At 73.9% G+C, this 24433-nt stretch carries 13 protein-coding genes; 9 read left to right on the plus strand and 4 right to left on the minus strand.

Annotated features, from left to right (window positions below):
• Positions 1 to 8: 8 nt before the first annotated feature.
• From SNR22_RS22260 to SNR22_RS22275, 4 genes are all read left to right on the plus strand, one after another.
• Positions 9 to 5477 (plus strand): type I polyketide synthase, encoded by a 5469-nt coding sequence (locus tag SNR22_RS22260; protein ID WP_320068577.1) that lies wholly within the window; start codon positions 9 to 11, stop codon positions 5475 to 5477.
• Between the two features lie 115 nt (positions 5478 to 5592).
• The gene (locus SNR22_RS22265) at positions 5593 to 6630 is read left to right on the plus strand and encodes an ABC transporter ATP-binding protein (protein WP_320068578.1); all 1038 of its coding nucleotides are present in this window, start codon (positions 5593 to 5595) and stop codon (positions 6628 to 6630) included.
• Complete coding sequence (locus tag SNR22_RS22270) at positions 6627 to 7460, plus strand: ABC transporter permease (RefSeq protein ID WP_320068579.1); 834 nt, start codon at positions 6627 to 6629, stop codon at positions 7458 to 7460. Before SNR22_RS22265 ends, SNR22_RS22270 begins: the two co-directional genes overlap by 4 nt.
• Positions 7461 to 7472: 12 nt before the next feature.
• On the plus strand, positions 7473 to 8873 hold the full coding sequence (locus SNR22_RS22275) for a glycosyltransferase (protein WP_320068580.1): 1401 nt from the start codon (positions 7473 to 7475) through the stop codon (positions 8871 to 8873).
• A gap of 71 nt (positions 8874 to 8944) precedes the next feature.
• Here the strand turns inward: SNR22_RS22275 and SNR22_RS22280 are convergent, their stop codons facing one another.
• Both SNR22_RS22280 and SNR22_RS22285 read right to left on the minus strand, forming a co-directional pair.
• Positions 8945 to 11770, minus strand: a complete 2826-nt coding sequence (locus SNR22_RS22280) for a helix-turn-helix transcriptional regulator (protein WP_320068581.1) — start codon at positions 11768 to 11770, stop codon at positions 8945 to 8947.
• Between the two features lie 467 nt (positions 11771 to 12237).
• Positions 12238 to 15081: an AAA family ATPase gene (locus SNR22_RS22285; RefSeq protein ID WP_320068582.1), complete on the minus strand. Its 2844-nt coding sequence runs from the start codon at positions 15079 to 15081 to the stop codon at positions 12238 to 12240.
• A gap of 2219 nt (positions 15082 to 17300) precedes the next feature.
• On the opposite strand from SNR22_RS22285, the gene SNR22_RS22290 reads away from it, so the two are divergent.
• The gene (locus SNR22_RS22290; protein WP_320068583.1) at positions 17301 to 18677 is read left to right on the plus strand and encodes an AMP-binding protein; all 1377 of its coding nucleotides are present in this window, start codon (positions 17301 to 17303) and stop codon (positions 18675 to 18677) included.
• Between the two features lie 54 nt (positions 18678 to 18731).
• On the opposite strand, the gene SNR22_RS22295 is transcribed toward SNR22_RS22290, so the two are convergent.
• Positions 18732 to 19199, minus strand: coding sequence for a cold shock domain-containing protein (locus SNR22_RS22295; RefSeq protein ID WP_320068584.1), 468 nt, complete (start codon positions 19197 to 19199; stop codon positions 18732 to 18734).
• Positions 19200 to 19369: 170 nt separating this feature from the next.
• On the opposite strand from SNR22_RS22295, the gene SNR22_RS22300 reads away from it, so the two are divergent.
• Positions 19370 to 20032, plus strand: coding sequence for a 4'-phosphopantetheinyl transferase family protein (locus SNR22_RS22300; protein ID WP_320068585.1), 663 nt, complete (start codon positions 19370 to 19372; stop codon positions 20030 to 20032).
• Positions 20033 to 20038: 6 nt separating this feature from the next.
• Here the strand turns inward: SNR22_RS22300 and SNR22_RS22305 are convergent, their stop codons facing one another.
• The gene (locus tag SNR22_RS22305; RefSeq protein ID WP_320068586.1) at positions 20039 to 21448 is read right to left on the minus strand and encodes an acyl-CoA synthetase; all 1410 of its coding nucleotides are present in this window, start codon (positions 21446 to 21448) and stop codon (positions 20039 to 20041) included.
• 679 nt (positions 21449 to 22127) lie between these two features.
• Between SNR22_RS22305 and SNR22_RS22310 the strand changes: the two genes are divergently transcribed.
• The 3 genes from SNR22_RS22310 to SNR22_RS22320 all read left to right on the plus strand — a co-directional run bounded on the left by SNR22_RS22310 (position 22128) and on the right by SNR22_RS22320 (position 24404).
• On the plus strand, positions 22128 to 23069 hold the full coding sequence (locus tag SNR22_RS22310) for an ABC transporter ATP-binding protein (RefSeq protein WP_320068587.1): 942 nt from the start codon (positions 22128 to 22130) through the stop codon (positions 23067 to 23069).
• Positions 23066 to 23803, plus strand: a complete 738-nt coding sequence (locus SNR22_RS22315) for an ABC transporter permease (protein WP_320068588.1) — start codon at positions 23066 to 23068, stop codon at positions 23801 to 23803. Before SNR22_RS22310 ends, SNR22_RS22315 begins: the two co-directional genes overlap by 4 nt.
• Before the next feature lie 289 nt (positions 23804 to 24092).
• Positions 24093 to 24404, plus strand: a complete 312-nt coding sequence (locus tag SNR22_RS22320) for a DUF5988 family protein (protein WP_320068589.1) — start codon at positions 24093 to 24095, stop codon at positions 24402 to 24404.
• Positions 24405 to 24433 lie beyond the last annotated feature (29 nt).

The raw sequence follows: 24433 nt of genomic DNA on the forward strand, positions 1-24433 counted from the left end.
AGTCCCCGATGAGCGTCTCACTGGACGAGGTCGTCAGCGCGCTACGCGCTTCCCTGCTCGACAACCAGAAACTCAAGCAGCAGAACCAGCAGCTCACCGCCGTGCTCAGCGAGCCCGTGGCGATCATCGGGATGAGCTGCCGGTTCCCCGGCGGGGTGAGCTCACCGGAGCAGCTGTGGGACGTGGTCGCCGCCGGCACCGACGCGATGGTGCCGTTCCCCGACGACCGGGGGTGGAACCTCGACGCCCTCTACGACACCGACCCGGACAGCCGGGGCACCTCGTATGTGCGCGAGGGCGGGTTCCTCAACTCCGCCGGCCACTTCGACCCCGCCTTCTTCGGCATCAGCCCTCGCGAGGCCCTGGCCATGGACCCGCAGCAGCGGCTGCTGCTGGAGGCCGCGTGGGAGGCATTCGAGCGGGCCGGCATCGACCCGACCACGCTGCGCGGCGCACCCACCGGCGTCTACGCGGCCACCAGCAGCCAGGGCGACTACGCGGCCCTGCTGGCCGGGGTCAGCGGCGGCGTCGAGGGGTATCTCGGCACCGGCAGCGCCGCCGCCGTGGCCAGCGGCCGGATCTCGTACGCCCTCGGCCTGGAGGGGCCAGCGGTCACCGTGGACACCGCGTGCAGCTCGTCGCTGGTCGCGCTACACCTCGCCTGCCAGGCGCTCCGGCTCGGCGAGTGCACCCTGGCGCTGGCCGGCGGGGTGTCGGTGATGGCCACCCCGACGGTCTTCGTGGAGTTCTCCCGGCAGCGCGGGCTCTCCACCGACGGGCGGTGCAAGTCGTTCGCCGCCGCCGCCGACGGCACCGGCTGGTCCGAGGGGGTCGGCATGCTGCTCGTCGAGCGGCTCAGCGACGCCCGCCGCAACGGTCACCGCGTCCTCGCCGTGGTGCGCGGCAGCGCCGTCAACCAGGACGGGGCGAGCAGCGGGCTGACCGCCCCGAACGGGCCCTCGCAGCGGCGGGTCATCCGGTCAGCCCTGGCCAACGCCGGGCTGACCGCCGACCAGGTCGACGTGGTCGAGGCGCACGGCACCGGCACCACCCTCGGCGACCCGATCGAGGCGCAGGCGCTGCTGGCCACGTACGGCAGGGAGCACCCGGTCCAGCGACCGTTGCTGCTCGGCTCGGTGAAGTCGAACATCGGCCACACCCAGGCCGCCGCCGGCGTCGCCGGCATCATCAAGATGGTCCTCGCCATGCGGCACGGGGTGCTGCCACCCACCCTGCACGTCGACCGGCCCACCCCACACGTGGACTGGTCCGCCGGGGCGGTGACCCTGTTGACCGAGACCACCCCGTGGCCGGAGACGGGGCAGCCGCGCCGGGCCGGAGTGTCCGCATTCGGCGTCAGCGGCACCAACGCGCACACCATCATCGAGCAGGCCGACCCCGCCGACGCCGGCCCGGTCCGGCCCGCCGGGACGCCCGCTCCGCCGGTCCCGTGGATCGTCTCCGCCCGCTGTGCCCCGTCGCTGGCCGGGCAGGCCCGCCGGCTGCTGGAGCACCTCGCCGCTCACCCCGACCTGCGTCCGGCCGACGTGGCGTACTCGCTGGTCACCACCCGGGCGGCGTTGCCGCACCGGGCCGCAGTGACCGGCGACGACGTCGACGCGCTGGTTGCCGGCCTGCGCGCGGTCGCCGAGGACCGGCCGGCCCCCGGCGTGCTGCGCGGGGTGGCCCGCCCCGCCGGCAAGCTCGCCTTCCTCTTCACCGGCCAGGGCGCGCAGCGTCCCGCCATGGGTGTCGAGTTGCACCGCCGGTTCCCGGTCTTCGCCGCCGCCTTCGACGAGGTGGCCGCCGAACTCGACCGGCACCTGCCCCGCCCGCTGCGCCAGGTCGTCTTCGCCGAGCCGGGCTCGCCCGAGGCGGCGCTGCTGGACCGCACCGAGTTCACCCAGCCGGCGCTGTTCGCGTACGAGGTGGCGGCGTACCGGCTGGTCACCGCGTGCGGGCTGCGCCCGCAGTTCCTGCTCGGCCACTCGATCGGCGAGCTGGCCGCCGCGCACGTGGCGGGGGTGCTGTCGCTGTCCGACGCTGCCGCCCTGGTCGTCGCCCGGGGTCGGCTGATGCAGGCCCTGCCCGCCGGCGGGGCGATGCTGGCGGTGCGGGCGTCCGAGGCCGAGGTGGCCCCGCTGCTCGACGACCGGGTCGCCCTGGCCGCCGTCAACGGCCCCGCGTCGGTGGTGCTCTCCGGCGACGCCGACGCTGTGCTCGCGGCCGGCGAACGGCTCGCGGCCCAGGGGCAGCGGACCCGCCCGCTGAAGGTCAGCCACGCCTTCCACTCCGCCCGGATGGACGCCATGCTGGCCGACTTCCGGGTGGTCGCGGAGAAGGTCACCTGGCACCCGCCGACCCTGCCGGTGGTCTCCGACCGCACCGGTGACCTGCTCACCGCCGAGCAGGCCACCGACCCGGGCTACTGGGTCGACCACGTCCGGGACACCGTCCGCTTCTACGCCGGCCTGGCCACCCTGTCCGCCGCCGGGGTGGGCACCTTCCTGGAGCTGGGCCCCGACGGCGCGCTTACCGCGCTGGGCCGGGAGTGTCTGCCCGACGCCGACGCGGCGTCGTTCGTGCCGGTCGGCCGCCGGGACCAGCCGGAGGCGGCCGGGCTGCTCGGCGCGCTCGCCGCCGCCGACCTGCGCGGGGCCGGCGTCGACTGGACCGCCCTCTTCGCCGGCACCGACGCCGGCCGGGTCGAGCTGCCCACCTACGCCTTCGACCACGAGCGGTACTGGCCGGAGCCGATGGTCATCGACTTCACCCGCGGACCGGCGGAGAACACCGCCGACCGGGCGTTCTGGGACGCCGTGGAGACCGACGAGCCCGCCACGCTGGCCGCCGTCCTCGGCGTTGACGCCGACCGGCGGGACGCGCTGACCGACCTGCTGCCCGCCCTCGCCGCGTACCGGGGCCGGCAGCGCCGCCGGTCCGAGCTGGACGCCCTGCGCTACCGCACCGGCTGGACCCGGACCGATCCGCCGCCCCCGGCTGCCCCGGCCACCGGCCACTGCCTGGTCGTCGCCGACTCCGGCGTCGACGTCGGGCCGGTGCTGGCCGCGCTGCGCGCCGCCGGCCTGTCACCGGCGCCCGCCCGCCCCGACGAGCTCGCCGGGGCGCTGGCCGGACCCGCCCCGGCCCTGGTGGTTTCGCTGCTCGCCGTGGGGGAGCCGGACTTCGGCTTCGGGACGGGCGCACTGGCCGGCACCGCCGTGCTGGTCCGGGCCCTCGCCGACGCGGGCGTCACCGTGCCGCTCTGGTGCGTGACCCGGGGTGCGGTGGCCGTGGACGCCGACGATCCCGCGCCGGACGTCGCCGGCGCGTACCTCTGGGGCCTGGGCCGGGTGCTGGCGTTGGAACAGCCCCGGCTCTGGGGCGGCCTGGTGGACCTACCGGCGGAGGCCGACGACGCTGCCTTGGCCGCGCTGGCCCGGGTGATCGTGGCCGACGCCGCCGAGGACCAGCTCGCGGTCCGCGCCGGCGGGGTGTACGCCCGGCGGTTGGAACCCGCCCCCACCGGCCCGGCCGCAGCCGACGAGGACTGGCGGCCCCGGGGCGCCGTGCTGGTGCATGGGACGGCGGCCGTGCGCGCCCCGCACGTGCTGCGCTGGCTCATCGGGCGCGGCGCGACCCACCTCGTCCTCGCCGGCCCCGCCGCGCCCGCCGAACCGGCCGGCGACGGCGTCACCGTCACGACCGTCGACGACCCCGCCACGCTGCCCGAACTTCTGGACCGGCTCGCCGCCGCCGGCTCGCCGGTGCGCACCGTCGTCCACGTCGCCGACTCCGGCGGCACCGGCGACCCGGTCACCGTCGCCGACCCGGCCGGGCTGGCCGCCGCCGTCGCCGAGCGGGTCACCGCCGTGGCGGCACTCGACGCCGCCTGCGCCGACCGGCCGGTCGACGAGTTCGTCATCTTCTCCTCCACCGCCGCCACCTGGGGCAGCGGCGGCGCGGCGGTCGCCGCCGCCACCGGCGCCGGCCTGGAGGCGCTGGCCGCCCGCCGCCGCGCCGCCGGCCGACCGGCCACCGTCGTGGCCTGGGTGCCGTGGGTCGACGAGGTCGCCGAGCCGGCGCAGCTGCGCCGCCGGGGCGTCCGGCCGCTGGACGCCGAGCTGGCCGTGGCCGCGTTGCAGCAGGCGGTCGGGCGCGGCGACGACCAGCTCGCCGTCGCCGACGTCGACTGGCCCACGTTCGTGCCGGCTTTCACCGCGGTACGCCCCAGCCCGTTGCTGCGCGGCGTGCCCGAGGCGACGGCCGTCGCCGGGGCGGACGGGCGGCCCGTCGGCGAGGTGACCGACCCGGCCCGGGTACTGCGCGACCGGCTCGCCGGCTGCTCCGCCGCCGACCGGCACCGGATCCTGCTCGACCTGCTCCGGGCGCACGTGGCCACGGTGCTCGGGCACGCATCGCCCGGGGCGATCGAGGCCGACCGGGACTTCTTGGAGCTGGGCTTCGACTCGCTGACCGCGCTGGAACTGCGCGACGCGCTGCGCCACGAGACCGGCGCGGAGCTGTCGGCCACCCTGCTGTTCGACTACCCCACCCCCACGGTGCTGGCCCGGCACCTGCTCGGCCAGATCCTCGGGGCGGGCGCGGCCGGTGACGCGGAGGCCAGCTCCGGTGCCGGCACCCCGGAGGGGGCTGGCGGCATCCTGGGCGGGCTGTTCCGCCAGCCCAAGGCCCGAGATGACGCCGCCGGGTACGCCGAAGTGCTGGTCAAGCTCGCCCAGTTCCGGCCCAGCTTCACCGAACCGGCGCAGCTCGCCCGTCCGGCCGGCATCCTCCGGCTGGCCGAGGGGCCCGGCACGCCGGTGGTCTGCTGCTGCACCATGTCGCTGCTGTCCGGCCCACACGAGTACGCCCGCATCGCCGCCGGCTTCCGGGGTGACCGGGACGTGTGGGCGCTGCCCAACCCCGGCTTCGGGGTGGGCGAGGAACTCCCCGCCGACCGGGGCGCGCTGCTGCGGGTGCACGCCGACACGGTGCTGCGCGCCGTCGGGGGCGGCCCGTTCGTGCTGGCCGGCCACTCCGGCGGTGCGATGGTGGCCAACCTGCTCGCCGGGGAGTTGGAGCGTCAGGGTCGCCCGCCGACCGCGGTGGTGCTGATGGACACCTACCCGGCCAACAGCGAGGTGCTCGGCGGCTGGACGTCGCAACTGCTCGACGGGATGGTCGAGCGGGACAGCGCGTATACGCCGATGGACGACTACCGGACCACCGCGTGGGCGGGTTACCTGCCGCTGTTCCTGGACTGGCAGCCCGCCCCCATGGACGCGGCGACCCTGCTGGTCCGGGCCGGCCAGCCGCTGGGGCAGTGGCACGGCGAACCCGACGGCTGGCGGTCCCGCTGGCCGTACCCGCACGAGGTGGTGGACGCGGCCGGCGACCACTTCACGATGGTCGGCGAGCGGGGCCCGGAACTGGCCGCGACCGTGCAGGAGTGGCTGATCGCACAAGGGTTGTGAGGAGGGCCGGCCGGGGCGGGTCGGTGGGGCGCGGTGCCCCTGGTGAGCCCCTAGCAGCCCCTATCGAAGTGATGGACATCTGTCCCATCAGGGACCAGGACGGGAGCATGTCGACGTGGACGAGGCAGTGGTGGTCGAGGAGCTGGTCAAGCGGTACCAGCCCAACATGCCACCGGCGGTGGACGGACTGAGCTTCTCCGTCGCCGCGGGTGAGGTCTTCGGTCTTCTCGGGCCGAACGGCGCGGGCAAGACCACGACGATCGGGGTGCTGACGACCCGGGTGCGGGCCACTTCGGGACGGGCCACCGTCTGCGGGGCGGACGTGGTCCGCTCGCCGGCCGGAGCTCGGCGTCTGCTGGCGGTGGTGCCACAGCGGGTGAACCTGGACCGGGCGCTGAGCGTCCGGCAGAATTTGCTGTTCCACTCGGCGTACCACCGGGTGTCCCGGGCGGCGCGCACGAAGCGGGCGGACGAGCTGCTGGAGCAGATGGGGCTCAAGGACTTCGCCAACGCCCGCACCGACTTCCTCTCCGGCGGCCTGGCGCAGCGCACGATGATCGCCCGGGCGCTGATGCACGCGCCCAGGGTGCTCTTCCTGGACGAGCCCTCCGCCGGCCTCGACCCGCAGTCCCGGCTGTTCGTGCACGACCGGATCGCCGAGCTGAAGCAGTCCGGGGTCACCGTTGTGGTGACCACCCACGACATGGACGAGGCGGAGAAGCTCTGTGACCGGGTCGGCATCGTCGACCACGGCAAGCTGCTCACCCTGGACACCCCGGCCGCGCTGACCCGGACCCTGCCCGGCAGCAGCACCCTGACCCTGGTGGTTGCGGCCGGCGCCCCCGTCGAGGAGGTGCAGGCCGCCCTCGGCAACGTTCCCGACGTCGAGCGGGTCGAGCGGCTGCGCGTCGGCGGGGCGCCGGGCGGGATGCCGATGTTTCCCGGCATGCCACCGATGCCGATGCCCGAGGCTCCCGCGGACCCGGACGCCACCCTGTCCTTCCGCCTCTACACCGACACCGCGCCGGCCAACGCCGTGCCGATGGCGTTGAAGATCCTCAGCGACCTGGGCTGCGAGGTCCGCGACCTCAGCATCGGTCAGCCGAGCCTAGAAGACGTCTTCATCCACCTGACCGGAAGGGAACTTCGGTGAGCGTCACCGTACCCGTCACCTCATCGACCGCGGTCGCGCTGGCCGCGCCGGTGCGCGTACTGGACCAGCTCGCCACCTTCCGGGCGGTGCTCTGGCGCGACCTCTTCGTCACCAGCCGGGAGCTGGGCGCCTTCTTCGCCCAGGTCTTCCTTCAGCCGTTGTTCATGCTGCTGATCTTCGGCAAGGTGCTCACGGGCCTCGGCTACGCCAGCCCCGAATTCGCCAACGTGCTGCTGCCTGGCGTGATCGCGCTCAACGCGTTCCTGATCGGCCTGGAGAACACGGCCCTACCGCTGGTGATGGACTTCTCCTTCACCCGCGAGATCGAGGACCGGCTGCTCTCGCCGATGGCGATCCCGCTGGTCGCGTTCGAGAAGATCGTCTTCGGCGCGATCCGGGGCGTCATCGCCGGTGTGGTGCTGATCCCGATCGGCATGCTCCTGCTCGGCGTCACCTGGCCGCTCTCCACGCTGCTGCCGGTGATCGGGGTGCTGGCCGCCGGGGCGATGGTCGGCTCGGCGATGGGGTTGACCTTCGGCACCCTGGTCCCGCCGCAACGCATCCAGATCATGTTCACCGTGATCATGACGCCGCTGATGTTCACCGGCGCCACCCAGTTTCCGCTGCGTGCCCTCGACTCGCTGCCCTGGTTCCAGTTGATCTGCGCGATCAACCCGCTCACCTACGTCAGCGAGGCCACCCGGTCGCTGGTCGCCCCGCCCGGGGTGCAGTCGGTGCCGCTCTGGCTGGACCTGATCGTCCTCGCGGGCGTGTTCGTGCTCTTCTCCGCGATCGGCATCCGCGGCTTCATGCGTCGGGCGATGGACTAGGGGGCCGGTGCGATGACGGCCACCGAGGGCCCACTGCTGATCGTCACCTCAGGCAGCTCCGGGCTGTTCAATCCGCTGTTCACCCTGGCCGGCGAGCTGAAGCGGCGGGGGGTGCGCCGGGTCTGGTTCGCCTGCACCGACGAGCGCCGGGCCGACGTGGAGGGCCTTCCCGGCGACGGCGAGGTGCGCTTCGTGTCGCTGGGCGAGGCCCGGCTGGACGTGCGCCCGGAACACTGGGACGACGAGAAACACCGGCGGATGTCCGCCGGTTCGCGGGTGGAGAACTTCGCCAGCTACGTGGACACCTCCGTCGACTACGACTACCTGCACGAGCTGTACGAGCGTTGCCTGGCCCTGATCGATGAGGTGTCGCCGGCGCTGGCCGTGGTGGACTCGTTCGCCTCGTTCGGCATGGACGCGATGACCACGCTGGGCGTCCCGTTCGTGATCAGCGTGTCGGTGCCGCCGTCGAACTTCCTCCAGGACAACCTGCCGCCGACGTACCCGACGCCGCTGTCCGGCCTGCCGCTGCACATGAGCCCGAGCCAGCAGGCCGCCAACCGCCGGCACCGGGACGCGCTGCTACGTACCCTGATGGAGCCGGAACGGCTGGCGCGCAGCACCGCCGCCGCGCAGCGCCGTGGGGCCGCGGGCATCGACAACGTGGAGCTGCGCCCCTCGATGTACGCCGACGCGGCGGAGGCGCTGATGGCGTACACGGTCTTCGGGCTGGAGTACCCGTTCGCCACCGCCCCCACGAAGCTGCGAATGGTCGGCTCGATGGTGCCCCGGGAGATCGCCGCAAGCCCCGACGGCGCGGAGCTGCGCGGCTGGCTGGACGCCCACGAGTCGGTGGTCTACATCGGCTTCGGCACCATCATGCGACCGAACGCCGCCCAGGTGGCCGCGCTGGTCGAGGTCGCCGCCCGGCTCGCCCCGGAGCACCATGTGCTGTGGAAGCTCCCCGCCGACCGGCAGCGCTTCCTACCGTCGGCCGACTCACTGCCGGCCAACCTGCGGGTCGAGTCGTGGCTCCCGTCGCAGGTGGAGGTGCTGGCGCACCCACACGTGCGGGTCTTCTTCAACCACGCCGCCGCCAACGCGATTCACGAGGCGGCCTGGTTCGGCGTGCCGCAGCTGGTGCTGCCGTTCTGGCTGGACTGCCACGACGGCGCGGTCCGGGTCGTCGACGCGGGCATGGCGCTGGCCGTCGAGCACGACGACACCCTCGACGTCGCGGACATCGTGGCGAAGCTGCGCCGGCTGCTCACCGAGGGGTCCTTCCGGGACCGGGCCGGGCTGTGGAGCCGACGGCTGCACCAGGCCGGTGGGGCCGCCGCCGCCGCCGACCTGGTGCTGCGGCACCGCGCCGGGGCGGCGTCGCGCCGGGCCGGCGCCCCGGTCGTCGGCTGAGGGCCCCTCCTTTCGTACGCGAGAAGGGGGCGCCGCGGTGGTCACCCACCGTGGCGCCCCCGTCGGGTCGGTCAGGACGCGGCGCCCTGGGGCTCCTCCGCCAGCGGCTCCGCGTACGCGACGAGCCGGGCCGGCAGGTCGGTGCGCCGTTTCACGTCGAGCTTGCGGTAGACCCGGGTCAGGTGCTGCTCCACCGTGCTCACCGTGATGAACAACTTGCTGGAGATCTGCCGGTTGGTGTGCCCCTGGACGGCCAGCGCGGCCACCCGGCGTTCGGCCTCGCTCAGCCCGTCGTCCGGCTCCGGCACCTCGCTGCTCGCCGGGTACGCGGGAAGCAACCCGCCGCCCGACTCCCGCCGGATCAGCCGCTGGGCCAGCACCGAGGCTCCGCAGTCCTGCGCGAGCTGGTAGGCCCGGCGGACCAGCAGCCGGGCGCGCGCCGAGTCACCGGCCCGTTGCAGGGTCTGCCCGGTGTCGCCGAGGGCCCGGACCAGCTCCAGCCGGTCGCCGCAGCCCTGGAGCAGGTTGACCGACTCGGAGAGCAGCTTGCGCCGATGGTCCGGGGCGGCGGTGGTGGCGAGCAGCCGCAGCGAGCGGCCCCGGGTCCGGTCGTCGACCCCGTGCGGCACGCGCAGCTGTTCCTGGAGCAGCTGGGTGGCGTGTGTCTTGTTGCCCACGCTGAGCTGCACCCGGGCCAGCTCCAGCCGCCACGGCACCAGCCCGGCCACGTCGATGCCCCAGGTGCGCATCAGCTCACCGCACCGGCGCAGGTCGGCGATCGCCGCGTGCGGCCGGCCCATCACCAGGTGGTGCCGGCCCCGGGCGGCCAGGTAGTGCACGCCCAGCGGGGTGCGGAACATGCCCGCCGGGACCGCGTGGGCCAGCCAGCGGTCGGCCTCGGAGAAGCGGCCGGCCTCGGTCGCGGACGCGATCAGCGTGGCCAGCGGGCCGGCGATCGCCACCCCCCAGGCCGGGGCGGGGATGTCCTCCAGCGCAGCCCGGGCATGGTGCTCCGCGCCCGGCAGGTCGCCCAGGCGCAGGGCCGCCTCCGCCCGCACCGCCCGGACGACGGCCCGCCAGACCGGGGCGTGCCGGACTGCCGTCCGGTCGAGCAGCACGTCGCTCCAGACCACGACCCGGTCCGAGCGGCCCGTCCAGAGCAGTGCCAGCAGCGGGGCCGTGAGCAGCCCGAGCGCGCCGTCGTCGGTGTGGTGCCGGTGCAGCAGCTGCTCGGCGGTGGCCACGGTGTCGTGCTCGCCCGTCGGCATCAGCGCCGTGCCGAGCACCGTCACCGCCTGGAGCTGCGGGCTGATCGTGGTCGGCGCGGTCGCCGCCCGGCTCCAGGTGCTCGGGGTCTCCCGTACGGAGGCCAACTGGTCGGGGTGGGAGAGGGAGACCAGCAGCTGCATGGCCCGCAGGCGACCCGCGGTGCTGGCGGTGGGGCCGTGGTCGTCGTCGGGGGAGAATCCGCTGACCGCCTCGGTAGCCTCCTCCATCCGCCCCTGCCAGAGCAGGTACGGCACGGTGGACAGGGCCGCGCCGGTGGACCACCCGTCGGCCCGGGCGCTCTCCACCAGCTCGGTCAGCTGCCCGTTCACGGCCAGCGGGTTGACCTGCCAGCGGGCGTTGACCACCATCGCGGTCGTCGCGCTGCGCTGCTGGTCGTCCATCTCGGCGCGGGCGACCAGCCGCAGGCAGGCCGACGCCACGTCCGGTCGACCCGACGCCAGGGCGTGCGCGGCGGCGTCGGAGAGCACGGGCACCACCCAGGCGGCGTCCGCCCACGCGGCGGCGACCAGGTGCTCGGCCACCACGCCGGGCTCGGCGCCGTGCTCGTGCAGCACCTCGGCGGCCCGCTGGTGCAGGCTGCGGCGCTCCTCGGGGGACATGTCGGCGAGGATCGAGCGCAGGATGCGCGGGTGGCGCAGCTCGTCGGCCTCCATCAGACCGGAGGTGCGCAGCACCCGTACCGCCGGTGCGGCGCACTCGGGCACCATGTCGAGCAGGTGACCGAGCAGCTCGGTGGGGGCGGGGCGGTTCAGTACGGCCAGTGCGTGCGCCACCCGGCGTACCCCCGGCTCGTGCCGGTAGAGGCAGCCGAGCACGGCCTGGTCGAACGCGTCGCCGTTGCTCGCGTCGGGCACCCGGTCGTCGTCGGCCTCGCCCCGGGAACGCTCGTCGATCAGAGCCCGGGTGAGCAGCGGGTTGCCGCCGGTCATCCGGAGGCAGCGCTCGGCCGTCTCGCGGGCGGCGGCCCCGCCGTCGGGGTCGACCAGCCGGGCGATCGCGTCGACGGTCAGCGGCGGCAGGGTGATCCGCGAGAAGTACGGCTGACTGAGCAGTTCGGCGCGGAACTGCGGGTGCGGTGGACGCTGCGTCGATGCCTCGGCCAGCAGCACCATGATCCGGGCGTGGCGTAGCCGGCGGGTGACGTACAGCAGGCAGTGCAGTGACGCCGGGTCGGCGTGGTGCACGTCGTCGACGGCCAGGACCAGCGGCCCGGCGTCGGCGAGGTCGAGCAGGACGGTGAACAGGCCGTGCAACAGGGGCGCCCAGACCCGGTCGCCGGCGACCGGCTCGCCGTCGGGCTCGGGCAGCGGCAGCGCGAAGGCGGTGTCGCGCATCAGGTTCTCGACCCGTACCGCCGCCTCGTGGTCCAACCGGGCACTGTGGAACAGCTGTCCCAGGACCCCCAGGTGCAGTCCGTGTTCCGCCCGGGAGCCGGCGGCGCTGAGCACCCGCCCCCCGGCCGCCCCCGCCCACTCGCTGAACGTCTCCAACAAGCTCGTCTTGCCGCTGCCCACCGCTCCGGTCACCAGCGCGACGTGTCCGCGTTGCTGCTCCTCACAGGCGCCGAACGCCTTTCGGAGACGGGCGGTCTGTTCTTCTCGCTGCACCAGCACCACTCGTGTCAGCCCTTCTCGTACGCGGTGTCGAACCGGGACCACCGGTACCGACCGACACCGCCTCCCCCAGGCCAGACAGCCGCCCCTCCGCCACCTACCCGCCATTGGGTGGGTGGCTGAGCGCACCGGGCCGCCATGCCGGGTGGACCTGGACGTTCCCCTGCCGGACCGCGCTCCCCAGCGAGCGATTCGACGTCCAGGCGAGTCTGGCACCGGGCTGGTGGTGCGACAACGGGAGCGAGACCCCATCGTTTCGTGGCCAAACCTGCGGATCTCATTGCCTATTAGGGGTTGCGATCGCGCCACAAGGGGTGCAGGGGTCGACCGAACGGTGTCGCGAGTAGACACGATCGACGACGGTTGTCGACGATGCGGGGTGATGGTGTCATATGGTCGTTCGTTCCCGGGGCGCCAGCTGAGGGCTCGCCCCGGCCGCCGGGCCCGGCAGTGACTCTCGGTCAGGCCGGGACGTCGCCGTCCGGGCACCGGCCGACGCGGGGGACCCCCAGGTGCTCGGCCGGCGTCGCGCCGGGCCGGCTCAGGCGCAGCCGGGCGGCCAGCTCACCGCGGGAGTTGACGTCGAGCTTGCGGTAGATCCGGGTCAGCCGTTGCTCGATGGCGCTGACCGTCAGGAAGAGCTTCTCGGCGATCTCCCGGTTGGTGTGGCCCTGCGCGGCCAGGGTGGCCACCCTGGCCTCCGTGTCGCTGAGTCCCGCCACCACGACCGTCACGTCGGGGTCGGCCTCGGTCGACCCGCTGCGGGCGGTGGCGATGCCGGGCCGTAGCACCGGGATGCCGCACTCCTGCGCCAGCGTCCGGGCGGCCCGCGTCGCCTTGCGGGCCTGCCGCAGGTCACCGGCCTGCTGGTAGGCGTGCCCGAGGTCGGTGAGGCTGTGCGCCAACTCCATCCGGTCGCCGCACTGGCGCAGCAGGCGGACCGAGCTGCGCAGGTGCGGGATCGGGTCCCGACCGTCCTCCGCGGCGGCCAGCACCCGCAGGGCGGCGGCCCGGTTTCGGACGTGCGTGGGCCGTAGCCGGCGCAGCTCCTCCCGGACCAGCTTCTCGGCCTGCCGACTGCGGCCGAGCTGGAGCAGGGCCCGGGCCGACTCGGTCCGCCAGGGGAGCAGGGCCGGCAGGTCCAGTCGCCACGACGTCATCAGCTGCCCGCAGAGCTGGAAGTCGGCCAGGGCGCTCTCCGGGCTGCCGGAGGCGAGCGCGTGCAGCCCACGGGCATGCAGGTAGTGCAGACCGAACGGGGTCTCGAAGAGCATCGGCGGCACCGGGATCTGGAGGCAGGCCGCCGCCGCGTCGAGCTCGTCCATGAAGGTCAGGGCGCGCAGCCGGATGGCCAGCGGAATCCCGATCACCACGCCCCAGCCCTTCGGCGAGAGTTGGGCCAGGGCGGTGTCGGCGAGCTTCTGCGCCCGGGGCAGGTCGCCGCGAAGGCCGGCGATCCCCGCCTCGAGGGCGGCGAGCATCGCCGCCGGGGTGGGTTGCCGGTTCGTGGTGGCGGTGCGGCCCAGTCGGCCGCACCAGTCGGCGGCCAGGTCCAGCCGGTCGGCGTAGATCAGCGTGATCAGTGCGCAGACGGCGGTCCACATGTTCCGCTCGTCGTTCAGTCTGATCGTGGCCAGCGTCCGCTCGGCGTCCTCGACGGCGCCGGCGTCGCCCCGTTCGAGCACGGAGATCACCATGGTGATGCCCTGGAGCCGCCGCTTGACCTTGGCGATGGTGAGCGGGTCCCGGCTGGTCAGGGTGGGCGCCGACCGGTCGATACCCACCCCGGGGTAGAGGCTGGTCAGCCAGCCCTTGGTGACGAGCAGTTCGGCGGCGGAGCGCGGGTCCCTGCTGTCGGGCCGGTCGCCGAGGTGGTGGACCAGCTCGAGGGCCCTGTCGAGCTCACCGTGCCAGAGCAGGTACTGAATCGGCCCCGCGGCCAGCCGACTGTTCAGGTGCCCGGCCCGGACGGCGCTGGCCACGCCCAGCAGGTGGGGGACCACGGCCTGCGGGTCGAGCCGCCACTCGGCGCGGGCGAGCGCGGAGCGGATCCGCGCTCGGACGGAGTCGTCGGCGCAGTCCCGGTTGGCGCGGCGCAGGAAGCGCAGGGCGGTGTCGACCTCGCCTTCCAACAGCGCCTGCTCACCGGCATCGAGCAGCGCCTGGGCCATCCAGGGCTGGCCGAGCTCGTCCGTCCTGGCCAGGTGCCGGGCGACTCGGACCGGTGGCGCGCCGTCCTCGTGCAGCAGGCAGGCGGCTTCCCGGTGCAGCCGGGCGCGCTCCTGCGCGGTCATGCCGTCGAGCACGGCCCGGCCGACCACGGGGTGCAGCCCGGCGTCGCCGATCAGGCCGGCACTGGTCGACTCATCGATCGCCCGCAGGCTCGACCCCGAGCGGACGTCGACGAGTTGGGGCAGCAGGCTGCCGTGCAGGGGCTCCTCGGTCACCGCGAGCACCCGGGCGGCCTTGAGCACCAGGTGCTCGCAGCGGTAGAGGCAGCTCAGCACGGCCTCCCGGAAGGCCTCGCCGACCTCCGGCCGGCTGGTGCGGTGCGGTGCGTCGGCCAGGTGGTCGTCGGCGAGCGCCTGCACCAGTAGGGGGTTGCCGCGGGTGACCCGGTGCGAATCCTCGGCGATGGCCCGCGCGGTCGGCACGCCGAGCCGGACGGCCAGGGCCCGGTAGGTCCCGTCGCGGGTGAGTAGGGGGAGCCGGAGGCGGTGCAGCCGCGCGGGTTGTAACAGCTCGGCGTATACCTCGGGGTGCCACGGACGGGTCCGGGGCGCCTCGGTCAGCACGATCAGCACGGCGAGGCCGGAGACGCGCCGGGCCAGGTAGTCCAGGCAGCGCAGCGACGGCATGTCGGCGTGGTGGACGTCGTCGACCGCGATGACCAGCGGGCCCCGCGCGGCCAGTTCCAGCAGGGCGCCACCGATCGTCGCGGTGATCCGGGCGGGCCCCTCCCGGTCGTCGTCGTCCATGTCGGCCCAAGCGAGGGTGGCCTCGTCGAGCAGCCGCTCGAGGCGGGCGCGTTCGTCGGCCTCGAGCGGTGCCGCCCGGACGAGCTGGCGGACGACCTCCAGTGGGACGGTGCGCTCGGCGCGGGAGGCGCTCGCCCCGAGGAACCGGGCGCCGGCCCCGGTGGTCCGACGGGCGAAGGCCTGCAGCAGGCTGGTCTTGCCGGCGCCGACGCAGCCGGTCAGCACGGTGACCGGCCGCTGTTCGGCGAGGGGGTCGGCGGGGCTGAGCAGGCCGACGAGCCGGCGCGCCAGCAGGTCGAGCTGGCAGGACCGTTCGATCAACTCCATGGACGTGGCCTCGGTCGGGGCGCATGGTTCGCCGTCACCGGGTGCGCCACCTTCCCTGGTTTGCCATCGCGCCGGACGAAAGCGGGGATCGGCAATTGCCGACCCATTCCCGTATTGGCGAATGCGGACGAGTGTCACACTCCGTGGATGAACCATCGATTAACTTGACTGACCGGTTTTTCTGCACCTGGCTCTACCAGCACCTTCGACAATTCTCGGACCCGCTCGGCCACGTCCCTCGTGTTATCGACCGCCGTACATGCTGGGAGTATGGCAGTCTGGCAATTGGGCGGCAAGCGGAAGTTCTGTAAAGGATGAGCAAACATTGGCCGGGGGCGTCGCCGGCCGGCCGGCGCGGTTCGCGGGAGCCGACAGCGGAACGTCATCGAGTGAATTCATAACGTGATGAGTGAGCGATTGTTTGGCCGGTTGATACCCTTTTCGGGGCTTGCCGACAATTGGGTGGAAAGGGCGGCGAGGTCCGCGTCGACCGGGGTGAGCGCTCGCTGCGCGAAGCTGGTGCGCTGATCCCTCCCCGCCGGCCCCCGGCACACGGCTTGGCCTGGCCCTGCGGGTGGTCGGGGTGGGGCGGCGACCCCGCCCCACCCCGAGGGCCCGGCGGTCCGTTCGCCGGCAACCGTCGCCCGGTGTCCGGCGGGTGGGCAAGTTCATCCCGGGCCGGGGGATCGGGTGCGGCCGGACCTCGGGGAGCAGAAGGGCGGGGCCGGAGCCGGGCCACTGGCCCGCCCTCGTTCCCGTCGGGCGGGGTGGCCGGCGTTCCCAGGTCCGCGACGGTGCCCGGCGGGACCGCCGCAGGGCTGTTGCCGCCGCCCGGTGGCGCGGGACCGTTGAGCGCCGATGGGTGTCGGCCCGGCCCGGTGGCGGGTGCGATCCCCGACCGGTGGCCGACGCTCCCTCCCGGGACGGGGCGCGGGAGCGAGGGCACCCTCGGTGGCGTCGGCGCCCCTTGGCTGATTCGGGCATTTGCAAAACAATCATCGCTTTGTTGGTTAATGGCGGATTGTCCGTGAGCGCGGGGCTCGCCCGTCGGCTACCGAAGCGATCGCGGTCTGCCTGGCAGAATCAACATGATGACCGGTGGCAATATGTAGATCATCCGATATGAATGGTGGGCAATTTCGCTGCGGGAGCCGCCGCCATAATTTTCGGCGACCGCCGGTCGGTGCCGACCGTGATCCGTCGGCGGGCGGGGCCACGCGTTTCCGTCAATGGGCACGCGGAGGCTGGCACGGTGGCGGTCCCGCCTGGCGCATCGGCCCGGAAGGGGGTGGACGTTGCGCTGGCGCACTCAGCGGCACGGCTAGGGAAAATGCCGTGTAGCCAGAGTCCCGGGCCGGCGGTAAATCCGCTGGGCCCGTACGGTCGATGGCGATGATCGTGGGGTTGTCGGCGTCCGGAGATCGCTCGGATGACCAGGAGGTGCTGATGCGGGTCCGACGTAGGGGCAGGAGGCCGGCCCGGAGCGCACGGCCGACGGCACCGACGAGATCGATGGTGGCGTGCGGGCCATCGCCAGCCGCACCGTCTGCGTAGGTGGCCGACAGGACGTGGGCTCCATGGCTTGCCCCGGGCGCGGCACCCGCCCACCCGAGGACGGGAACTCCACCCCAGGCGCGTGCGGCGGCGGAACCGGCTGTCCTTGGCGCCGATGGGCAGGTCAGCGCGGTGCCGGCGAGCTGTCCGGTCCCTTGGCACTGGCACCGGCCCGGGTGCCGAGGGTCCCGCAGGCGATCGGCGCCCGCGAGTTCACCGTGGGCAGGTCCCGTGCCCCGAGCCTGCACCGACCGGTTGCCCCCACACCGCATCGACCACCTCGCACGGCACCCACGACGTCAACTCACCCGGCGGCCCCCGGGCGGACCGTCCTGCCGCCGCTTTGACCAGGCGGGTTAAAGGCTAAAGTGCCACCACGGCGGTGCTCCCGGTTCGCGGCTGTCTCACAGTGGCAAAGCTCTATGCCGAGACCGGGCCGTCCGCATCCAGCGACACGCCGCTCGACAACGTTCCCACCACCTGACTACGCGGCATTGCGGCTAGGGGTTGTGCCCGGCGATAGCGCAGCCTAATTTCGGGTCACCCGCAGCGAGCGGGGATGGCCGATATGGGGCTACCCGCGCCCATGACGCGAAGGGCTCTGTGGCCGCGATGTCCCCACCACTGCCGACACTCGTCAACGTCCTCGACAGAGGTTAGGGCGGATGACACTGCTGCCGGCACTGGGGGGATCCGGCGTGGACAGGGCCGACGCGGTTCGGGTGGCCGGACGCACGCTCTCCAGCGAAGCCCTGCTCGGCTGCGTGAACGCGGTCGCCGACCGGATCCGGGGCGCCGAGGCGGTTGCGGTCGACGCGACACCCAGCCTGGAGGCGGTGGTCGGCATGGCGGGCGCCGTTCAGGCCGGTGTGCCGTTGGTGCCCCTGCCACCCCAGGCCGACACCACGGAGCGCGCCCGGGTTCTGCGGGAGTCCGGCGCGACCGTGCTGCTCGGTCGCGACGCCATCCACGGGCTGCCCACCGTCCCGATCGACCTGCGGCAGCAGTCCTGGACCCACCAGCCGGAGCCACCCCCGCATGCCGACGCGGTGATCCTCTACACGGGGGGCGCCAGCGGCCCACCGCGCGGAGTGCGGATCTCCCGGCGGGCCATCGCCGTCGACCTGGACCTGCTGGCCGAGGCGTGGCGCTGGAACGGGGAGGACGTGGTGGTCCAGGGCGCCCCGCTGTTCAGAGCGTACGGCCTGGTGGTGGGCCTGCTCGGCGCGCTGCGGGTAGGCAGCCGGTTCGTCCACCTCGACCGGGACGACCCCGCCGGCCCGGCCGGCACCATGTACCTGGCCCTGCCCTGCCAGTGGGCCCGGATCGCGCAGGACCGCCTGTGGGCCCGCTCGCTGGCCCGGGCGCGGGTCCTGGTCTCCGCCGATGCCCCGCTGTCCTCGGCGGTGATCGAACGGATCCGGCTGCTCACCTCGCACTCGCTGATCCAGGGGTACGGCACGACCGAGACCCTCGTCGCGGTGGCCGGGCGGGTGGACGAGCCCCCCGCCGCCGGGGTCGTCGGGACGCCCCTACCCGGTGTCGAGACCCGGGTCCTGGACCGGCAGGGCCGGCCGGTACCGGCCGACGGCGACTCGGCCGGCGAGTTGAGCATCCGGGGGCCCACGTTGTTCAGCGGGTACGTCGACGCGTGCCGGCAGCGGGCGAGCGTCGGGTGGCACGCCACCGGTGACCTGGCGACCGTGGCACCGGACGGGTCGCACCGGATAATCGGGCGGCGCAGAACCGACCTGGTGCACGGTCGCGCCCGCCGGGTGCACACCGGGCAGGTCGAAGAGGTGCTGCTCAGCTACCCCGGGGTCCGCGAGGTGGCCGTCGTCGGTACCCCGCACGGCAGGCTGGGCGAGCAGGTCACCGCGTTCGTCGTCGCCGCCGAGGGGCTCACCGCCCAGGTGCTCATCGACCACGTGGGCCGGTACCTGTCGGCCGGCCAACGGCCCCGCCGGGTGCACTTCGTCGACGAACTGCCGCGCAGCGCGCAGGGCCGGATAAGGAAGTCGCTGCTCATCACCGCCGGCTGACCCGGGCCCGAGGGCCACCGGAGGGGACCAGCCAGCCCCGCGACGCGGGGACGCTCAGCCCTCCACCCAGCCGTGCCGTCGAGCCAGCGCCAGCATCCGCGCGCGCACCGCCACGATCTGCGCCCCGGTCAGGTCCGGCACGGCGGTCAGCAGCGCCTCGGTCGTCTCGGTGGAGAAGGCCCGATCGGAGAGCACGTCGCAGAGGCCCTCCTCGTCGTCGGCCCCGCCCGAAATCTGCCCCGCCTCCCGGCCCCGCCCCGCCGTCGACGTAGTGCCGGGCGCGACCCGGGCCGGCACAGCCCGCTCGCCCGCCGGGGCGGGTCCGAGCACGCGCACCGTCAGGGCCTTGGGGCCGCGGTCGTTCTCCACCGACTCGTACTCCACCGGGACACCGGGGGCCAGTGCCCATTTGTCGCCGTCCACCGTGTTGGCGTGCACGAACACATCGTCTCCGCCGTTGTCCGGGGTGATGAAGCCGTAGCCCCGCACCTCGTCGAACCGCACCACCCTGCCACTCAACATCACTGTCCCGCATCCGTCAGACCGCTGTACGCCCCCGACCTGCCGGGCCGGGGCACCCTCAGATTGGCACCCGTCCCCGTCGCTCTCCACCCGTATCCCACCCCTATCGACGCGATCGCGCCCCGGCGACGGGTCGGCGCGCGCCACCGAAGCGCCTAGCATCGGCGGTTGTGATCGAGCAGATTCTACCCCCGGCCGTGGTGGTGGCCGAATCCTTCACCGACCCCGCCGGCCTGACTCTCTTCCCCGAGGAGGAGAAGCTCGTCGCGAACGCGGTGGAGAAGCGCCGCCGGGAGTTCACCACCGTGCGGCACTGCGCCCGCCGGGCCCTCGGGGAGTTGGGCATCGCCCCGGTGCCGATCGTCTCGGGCGCGCGCGGCGCGCCGGTCTGGCCCGGCGAGGTCGTCGGCAGCATGACGCACTGCGAGGGCTACCGGGCGGCTGCTGTCGGTCGTACGACGGCGTTCGCGACCCTCGGGGTGGACGCCGAGCCGCACGCGCCGCTGCCCGAGGGGGTGCTCGACGCGATCGCCCTGCCGGCCGAGCGGGCCCGGACGGCCGCGCTGACCGCCGCCCACCCCGCCGTCTGCTGGGACCGCCTGCTGTTCAGCGCCAAGGAGTCGGTGTACAAGGCGTGGTTCCCGCTCACCGCCAAGTGGTTGGACTTCGCGGAGGCAGACATCGTGGTCGACGCCGCCGGGACGTTCGTCGCCCACCTGCTGGTGCCCGGCCCGGTCCTCGACGGCGCTCCGGTGGCCGCCTTCCGGGGCCGGTTCCTCGTCGACCGGGGCCTGGTCCTCACCGCCATCAGCATCCCGGCGGCCACCGGCTGACGCCGGTCAGTCCGCCGTCAGCCGCGTCTTCTGCACCTTGCCCAGGGCGTTGCGGGGCAGCGCGTCGACCAGCCGCACCTCGCGGGGGCGCTTGTGCGCCGACAGTTGCCGGGCCACGAAGTCGATCAGCTCCGGCCCGGTCACCCCGTCGCCCACCACGAACGCGGTGACCTGCTGGCCGAGGTCCGGGTGCGGGGTGCCGACCACGGCGGCCTCCCGGACCCCGGGGTGGGCCAGCAGGGCATCCTCCACCTCGCCGGCGCCGATCCGGTAACCGCCACTCTTGATCAGGTCGGTGGCGGCCCGCCCGACGATCCGGTGCCATCCGTCCGGGTCGACCGTGGCGATGTCCCCGGTGCGGAACCAGCCGTCCGGGGTGCGGGTGGCCGTGTCGGCGTCCGGCCGGTTGAGGTACCCGTCGAAGAGGGTCGGGCCGCTGACCTGTAGCTCACCCATCGCGGTCCCGTCTGCGGGCAGCGGCTCGCCGTGTTCGTCGACCAACCGGGTGCGCACCCCGGGCAGCGGCACCCCCACCGTCCCCGGCCGGCGCGGCCCGTCGGCGCGCGCGCTCACCGTGATCAGGGTCTCCGTCATCCCGTACCGCTCGACGACCCGGTGGCCGGTGAGCGTGGCGAGGTCCGCGAAGACCGCTGCGGGCAGGGCGGCGCTGCCCGAGACGAGCAGCCGCGCCGGGCGTAGCGCCCGGGCCGAGTCCGGGTCCGCGGCGATCCGGGACCAGACCGTGGGTACGCCGAAGTAGATCGACCCGGCGGCGGCGGCGTACCGCTCGGGGCGGGGCCGACCCACGTGGTGCAGTCGGCTGCCCAGCCGCAGCGGGCCGAGCACCCCCAGCACCAGGCCGTGCACGTGGAACAGGGGCAGCCCGTGCACCAGCAGGTCGTCGGGCGTCCAGGCCCAGGCCTCGGCGAGCCCGTCCAGGCAGGACGCGACCGCCCGCCGGGAGATCACCGCGCCCTTCGGGGCCCCGGTCGTGCCGCTGGTGTAGAGGATCAGCGCGGTGGCGGCCGGGTCCGGCTCGGGGTGGACGGTGTCCGACCGTCGGGCCAGGTCGATCGGGACCGCCCGTGGGCCCGTGCCGTCGGCCGGACGGTCGTCGTCCGCCGGGACGAGCAGGGCCGTCGCGCCGCAGTCGCGCAGGATGTGGTCGCGTTCCATCGGGCCGGCGTCCGGCGGCACCGGTACGACCGCCGCGCCGGCCAGCAGCGCGCCGACCACGCCGACCACGGTCTCCAGGGTGGACGTCGCCGCTACGGCCACCCGGTCGACGCCGTGCAGGTCGTCGGCCACGGCCGAGGCGAGCCGGCGCAGCTCCATCCCGGACACCGCCCGGTCGTCGACCCGGATCGCGTCCGGGCGGTCGTCGGCGGACTCGGACAGCCAGCTCAGCAGCGGCATGTGGGCGCACCTCTCCAGCGGCTCGGACCCGCGCCCGACCGGCGACGCGCCAGCCGACCACGGCGGACCCGCAGAGCGGGCCGGACCGCCCGGGACGCCGGTAGGGTTCGCGGGGCGCCGGTGCGGTCACGGTGGTCGCCGGAGGCCCGGCACGGCGGGTCCCGGACGATCCGACCGTAGTCGGGGTGCCCCCGGGCCGGCCACCCCTACCGACCGTCGCCGGCCGGTAGGTCGGACGTGGGGTGGGAGGTGGCGTGGTGACCGGTGCGACGATGCGGTGGCGCAGCGCGCCCGAGGTCGTCCGGGGTGCTCGGCACGCTGCGCGGGCGGGGGATCGGGCTGGCGGTGGCGACCGGCCGCAGCGGCGCGCGGGCCCGGGACCTGCTGGGCCGGCTGGACCTGCTGCGACTGCTCGACCACGTGCCGGTACCCCTGTCGGCGGACCCCGTACCCCGATTCGTCAGCCGATGGGTTGATTCGTGCCTCGGATGGCCGGATGATATCCGGCGGCGACCGGCCGTGCGTCGGTCGATCCCCCCGCACCGGGCCTCCCCAGCACCGCGAAATCCCCAGCACCGCGAAATCCCCAGCACCACGGCACCGCTCAGCACGGCGGCACCGCGATTCCCCGAGGGCGCGCCCTCCGGACGACAACCCGCACCCGAGGAGGACGACGCCCATGCCCGTCATCGAAGTCGAGCACCTGCAGAAACGCTACGGCGACAAGATCGCCGTCGACGACGTCTCCTTCACCGTCGACCAGGGCGAGATTTTCGGTGTGCTCGGGCCCAACGGGGCGGGCAAGACCACCACGGTGGAGTGCGTGCAGGGGCTGCGCCGCGCCGACGGCGGGACCGTCCGGGTGCTCGGCCTCGACCCGGTGCGAAACCGCACCGAGGTGCGGCACCGCGTCGGCGCCCAGTTGCAGGAGAGCCAGCTCCCCGACAAGCTGCGGGTCCGCGAGGCGCTGGACCTGTACCGGTCCTTCTACCGCAACCAGGCCGACATCGACGAACTGCTGGACGACCTTGGCCTGACCGCGCAGCGCGACGTAGCCTTCCAGAAGCTCTCCGGTGGGCAGAAGCAGCGGCTCTCGGTGGCCCTGGCGCTGGTCGGCCGCCCGGAGATCGCGATCCTGGACGAGTTGACCACCGGCCTGGACCCGCAGGGCCGGCGCGACACCTGGGAACTGGTCGAGCGGATCCGTGACCGAGGGGTGACCGTCGTGCTGGTCACCCACTTCATGGAGGAGGCCGAGCGGCTCTGCGACCGGCTGGCCATCATCGACGCCGGCCGGGTGGTGGCCATCGACACCCCCAGCGGCCTGCTCGCCCGGGTCAGCACGGAACACCGGGTGTACTTCCGCCCCCTCGACCCGGTGGAGGACTCCCTGCTCGCCGGGCTGCCCGACGTGACCGGGGTGCGTCGCAACGGCGACGAGATCACGGTCACCGGCCCCGAGCAGGTCCTCCAGACGGTGCTCTCGACGCTGTCCGAGCAGAAGATCCGGTACACCGCGCTGCGGGTCGTGCAGCCCACCCTGGACGACGCCTTCGTCTCGCTGACCGGCCGCGGCGTCCGGGCCGCCACTTCGCCGTCGACCGACGAGAGGTCCTCGTGAACGCCCTGTCCAAGCTGATCGCCGTCGAGGCGAAGCTGTTCCTGCGCGAGCCGGTGTCGCTGTTCTTCATCTTCGCCCTGCCGCTGGGCCTGATGCTGGTCTTCGGGCTGCCGCAACGGGGCGCATCCGAGGGGGGCGCCGGGCAACACGCCGAGCTGACCTTCCTGCCGTCCCTCGCGCTGGGCCTCACCATCGGCATGCTGGCGCTGTTCACCCTGCCGATGGCGCTGGGCATCTACCGGGAGCGGCGGGTGCTGCGTCGCCTCGCCACCACGCCGGTCAACCCGGCCCTGTTGCTGGTGGCGCAGGTGGTCGTCAACCTGGTGATGGGCGTGGCCGGGGCGGTCGTCACCGCGATCGGCGTGCGGTTCCTGCTGGACCAGCCGGCCCCGGCCAACGTGCCCGGCTTCGTGCTGGCGTTCCTGCTCGGAGTGGCCTGCCTCTTCTCCATCGGCCTGCTCATCGCGGCGCTCGCGCCGTCCGCCCGGGCGGCCCAGTCCATCGGGCCGACGCTCTTCTTCCCGCTGCTCTTCCTCGCCGGTGCCTGGCTGCCGCGCGACCAGATGCCGGCCGTACTGGCCCGGATCGGCGACTACTCGCCGCTCGGCGCGACCGTCGACACGATTGCCGCGGCCTGGGCGGGCGACAGCCCGGCCTGGCCGCAACTGCTCGCCCTGGCGATCACCGCCGTCCTCGGCAGCGTGCTCGCCATCCGTTTCTTCCGCTGGGAGTAAGCCTTCCCCATGCCTTCCGTGGGGGAGGGTTCCCCGCTCACGGCGCCGTGCCGGTCCTGGCCGACACGGCGCCGTTGTGCGCGCGGCCCCTCTGCTAGGGGTGGTTAAGGGTGTCCGTCGAGTGTGATCTGTATTACGTTTGGCGCGGACGGGACGTCAACCGGCCAGCGGGAGGGCGTTCTCCCGCCGCCTGTTCCGTCTCCGCGGACGGGGTGCCGCCCCCGCCGGTAACCCGCGCCGCCACCAGGCCGGCGTCCGAGGCGGAGCGACGAGCGACGGAGGTCGTGCGATGACAGTTTCCGATCCCGCCCCCACCCTCTCGACGGCGGGCCCCATCGTCAACGGCGACGATCGGTTCGCCCGGCCGGTTCCGGCCAGGACCATCAGCGACGAGGCCGCCAGCATCATCGACGTGGTGCTGGAGGGTGGGCCGGTCAACCTCCCGGGCGACCTGCGCAGCCGCCAGGTCTCCCCGGTGGAGCACAAGATCAAGGTGCGCCACTACGGCGGTTACGAGCACTTCGAGCGGGACATCTCCGGGGTCACCGGCGAGGTGCCCGTGGTCTTCCACTGGACCGGCCGTACCCGGATCGCCGAGTAACGGGAGCAGGCGGTGCGATGATCCGCGGC

Origin of the sequence: Micromonospora sp. RTGN7, from assembly GCF_033804645.1 — a bacterium.
GTDB lineage: Bacteria > Actinomycetota > Actinomycetes > Mycobacteriales > Micromonosporaceae > Micromonospora.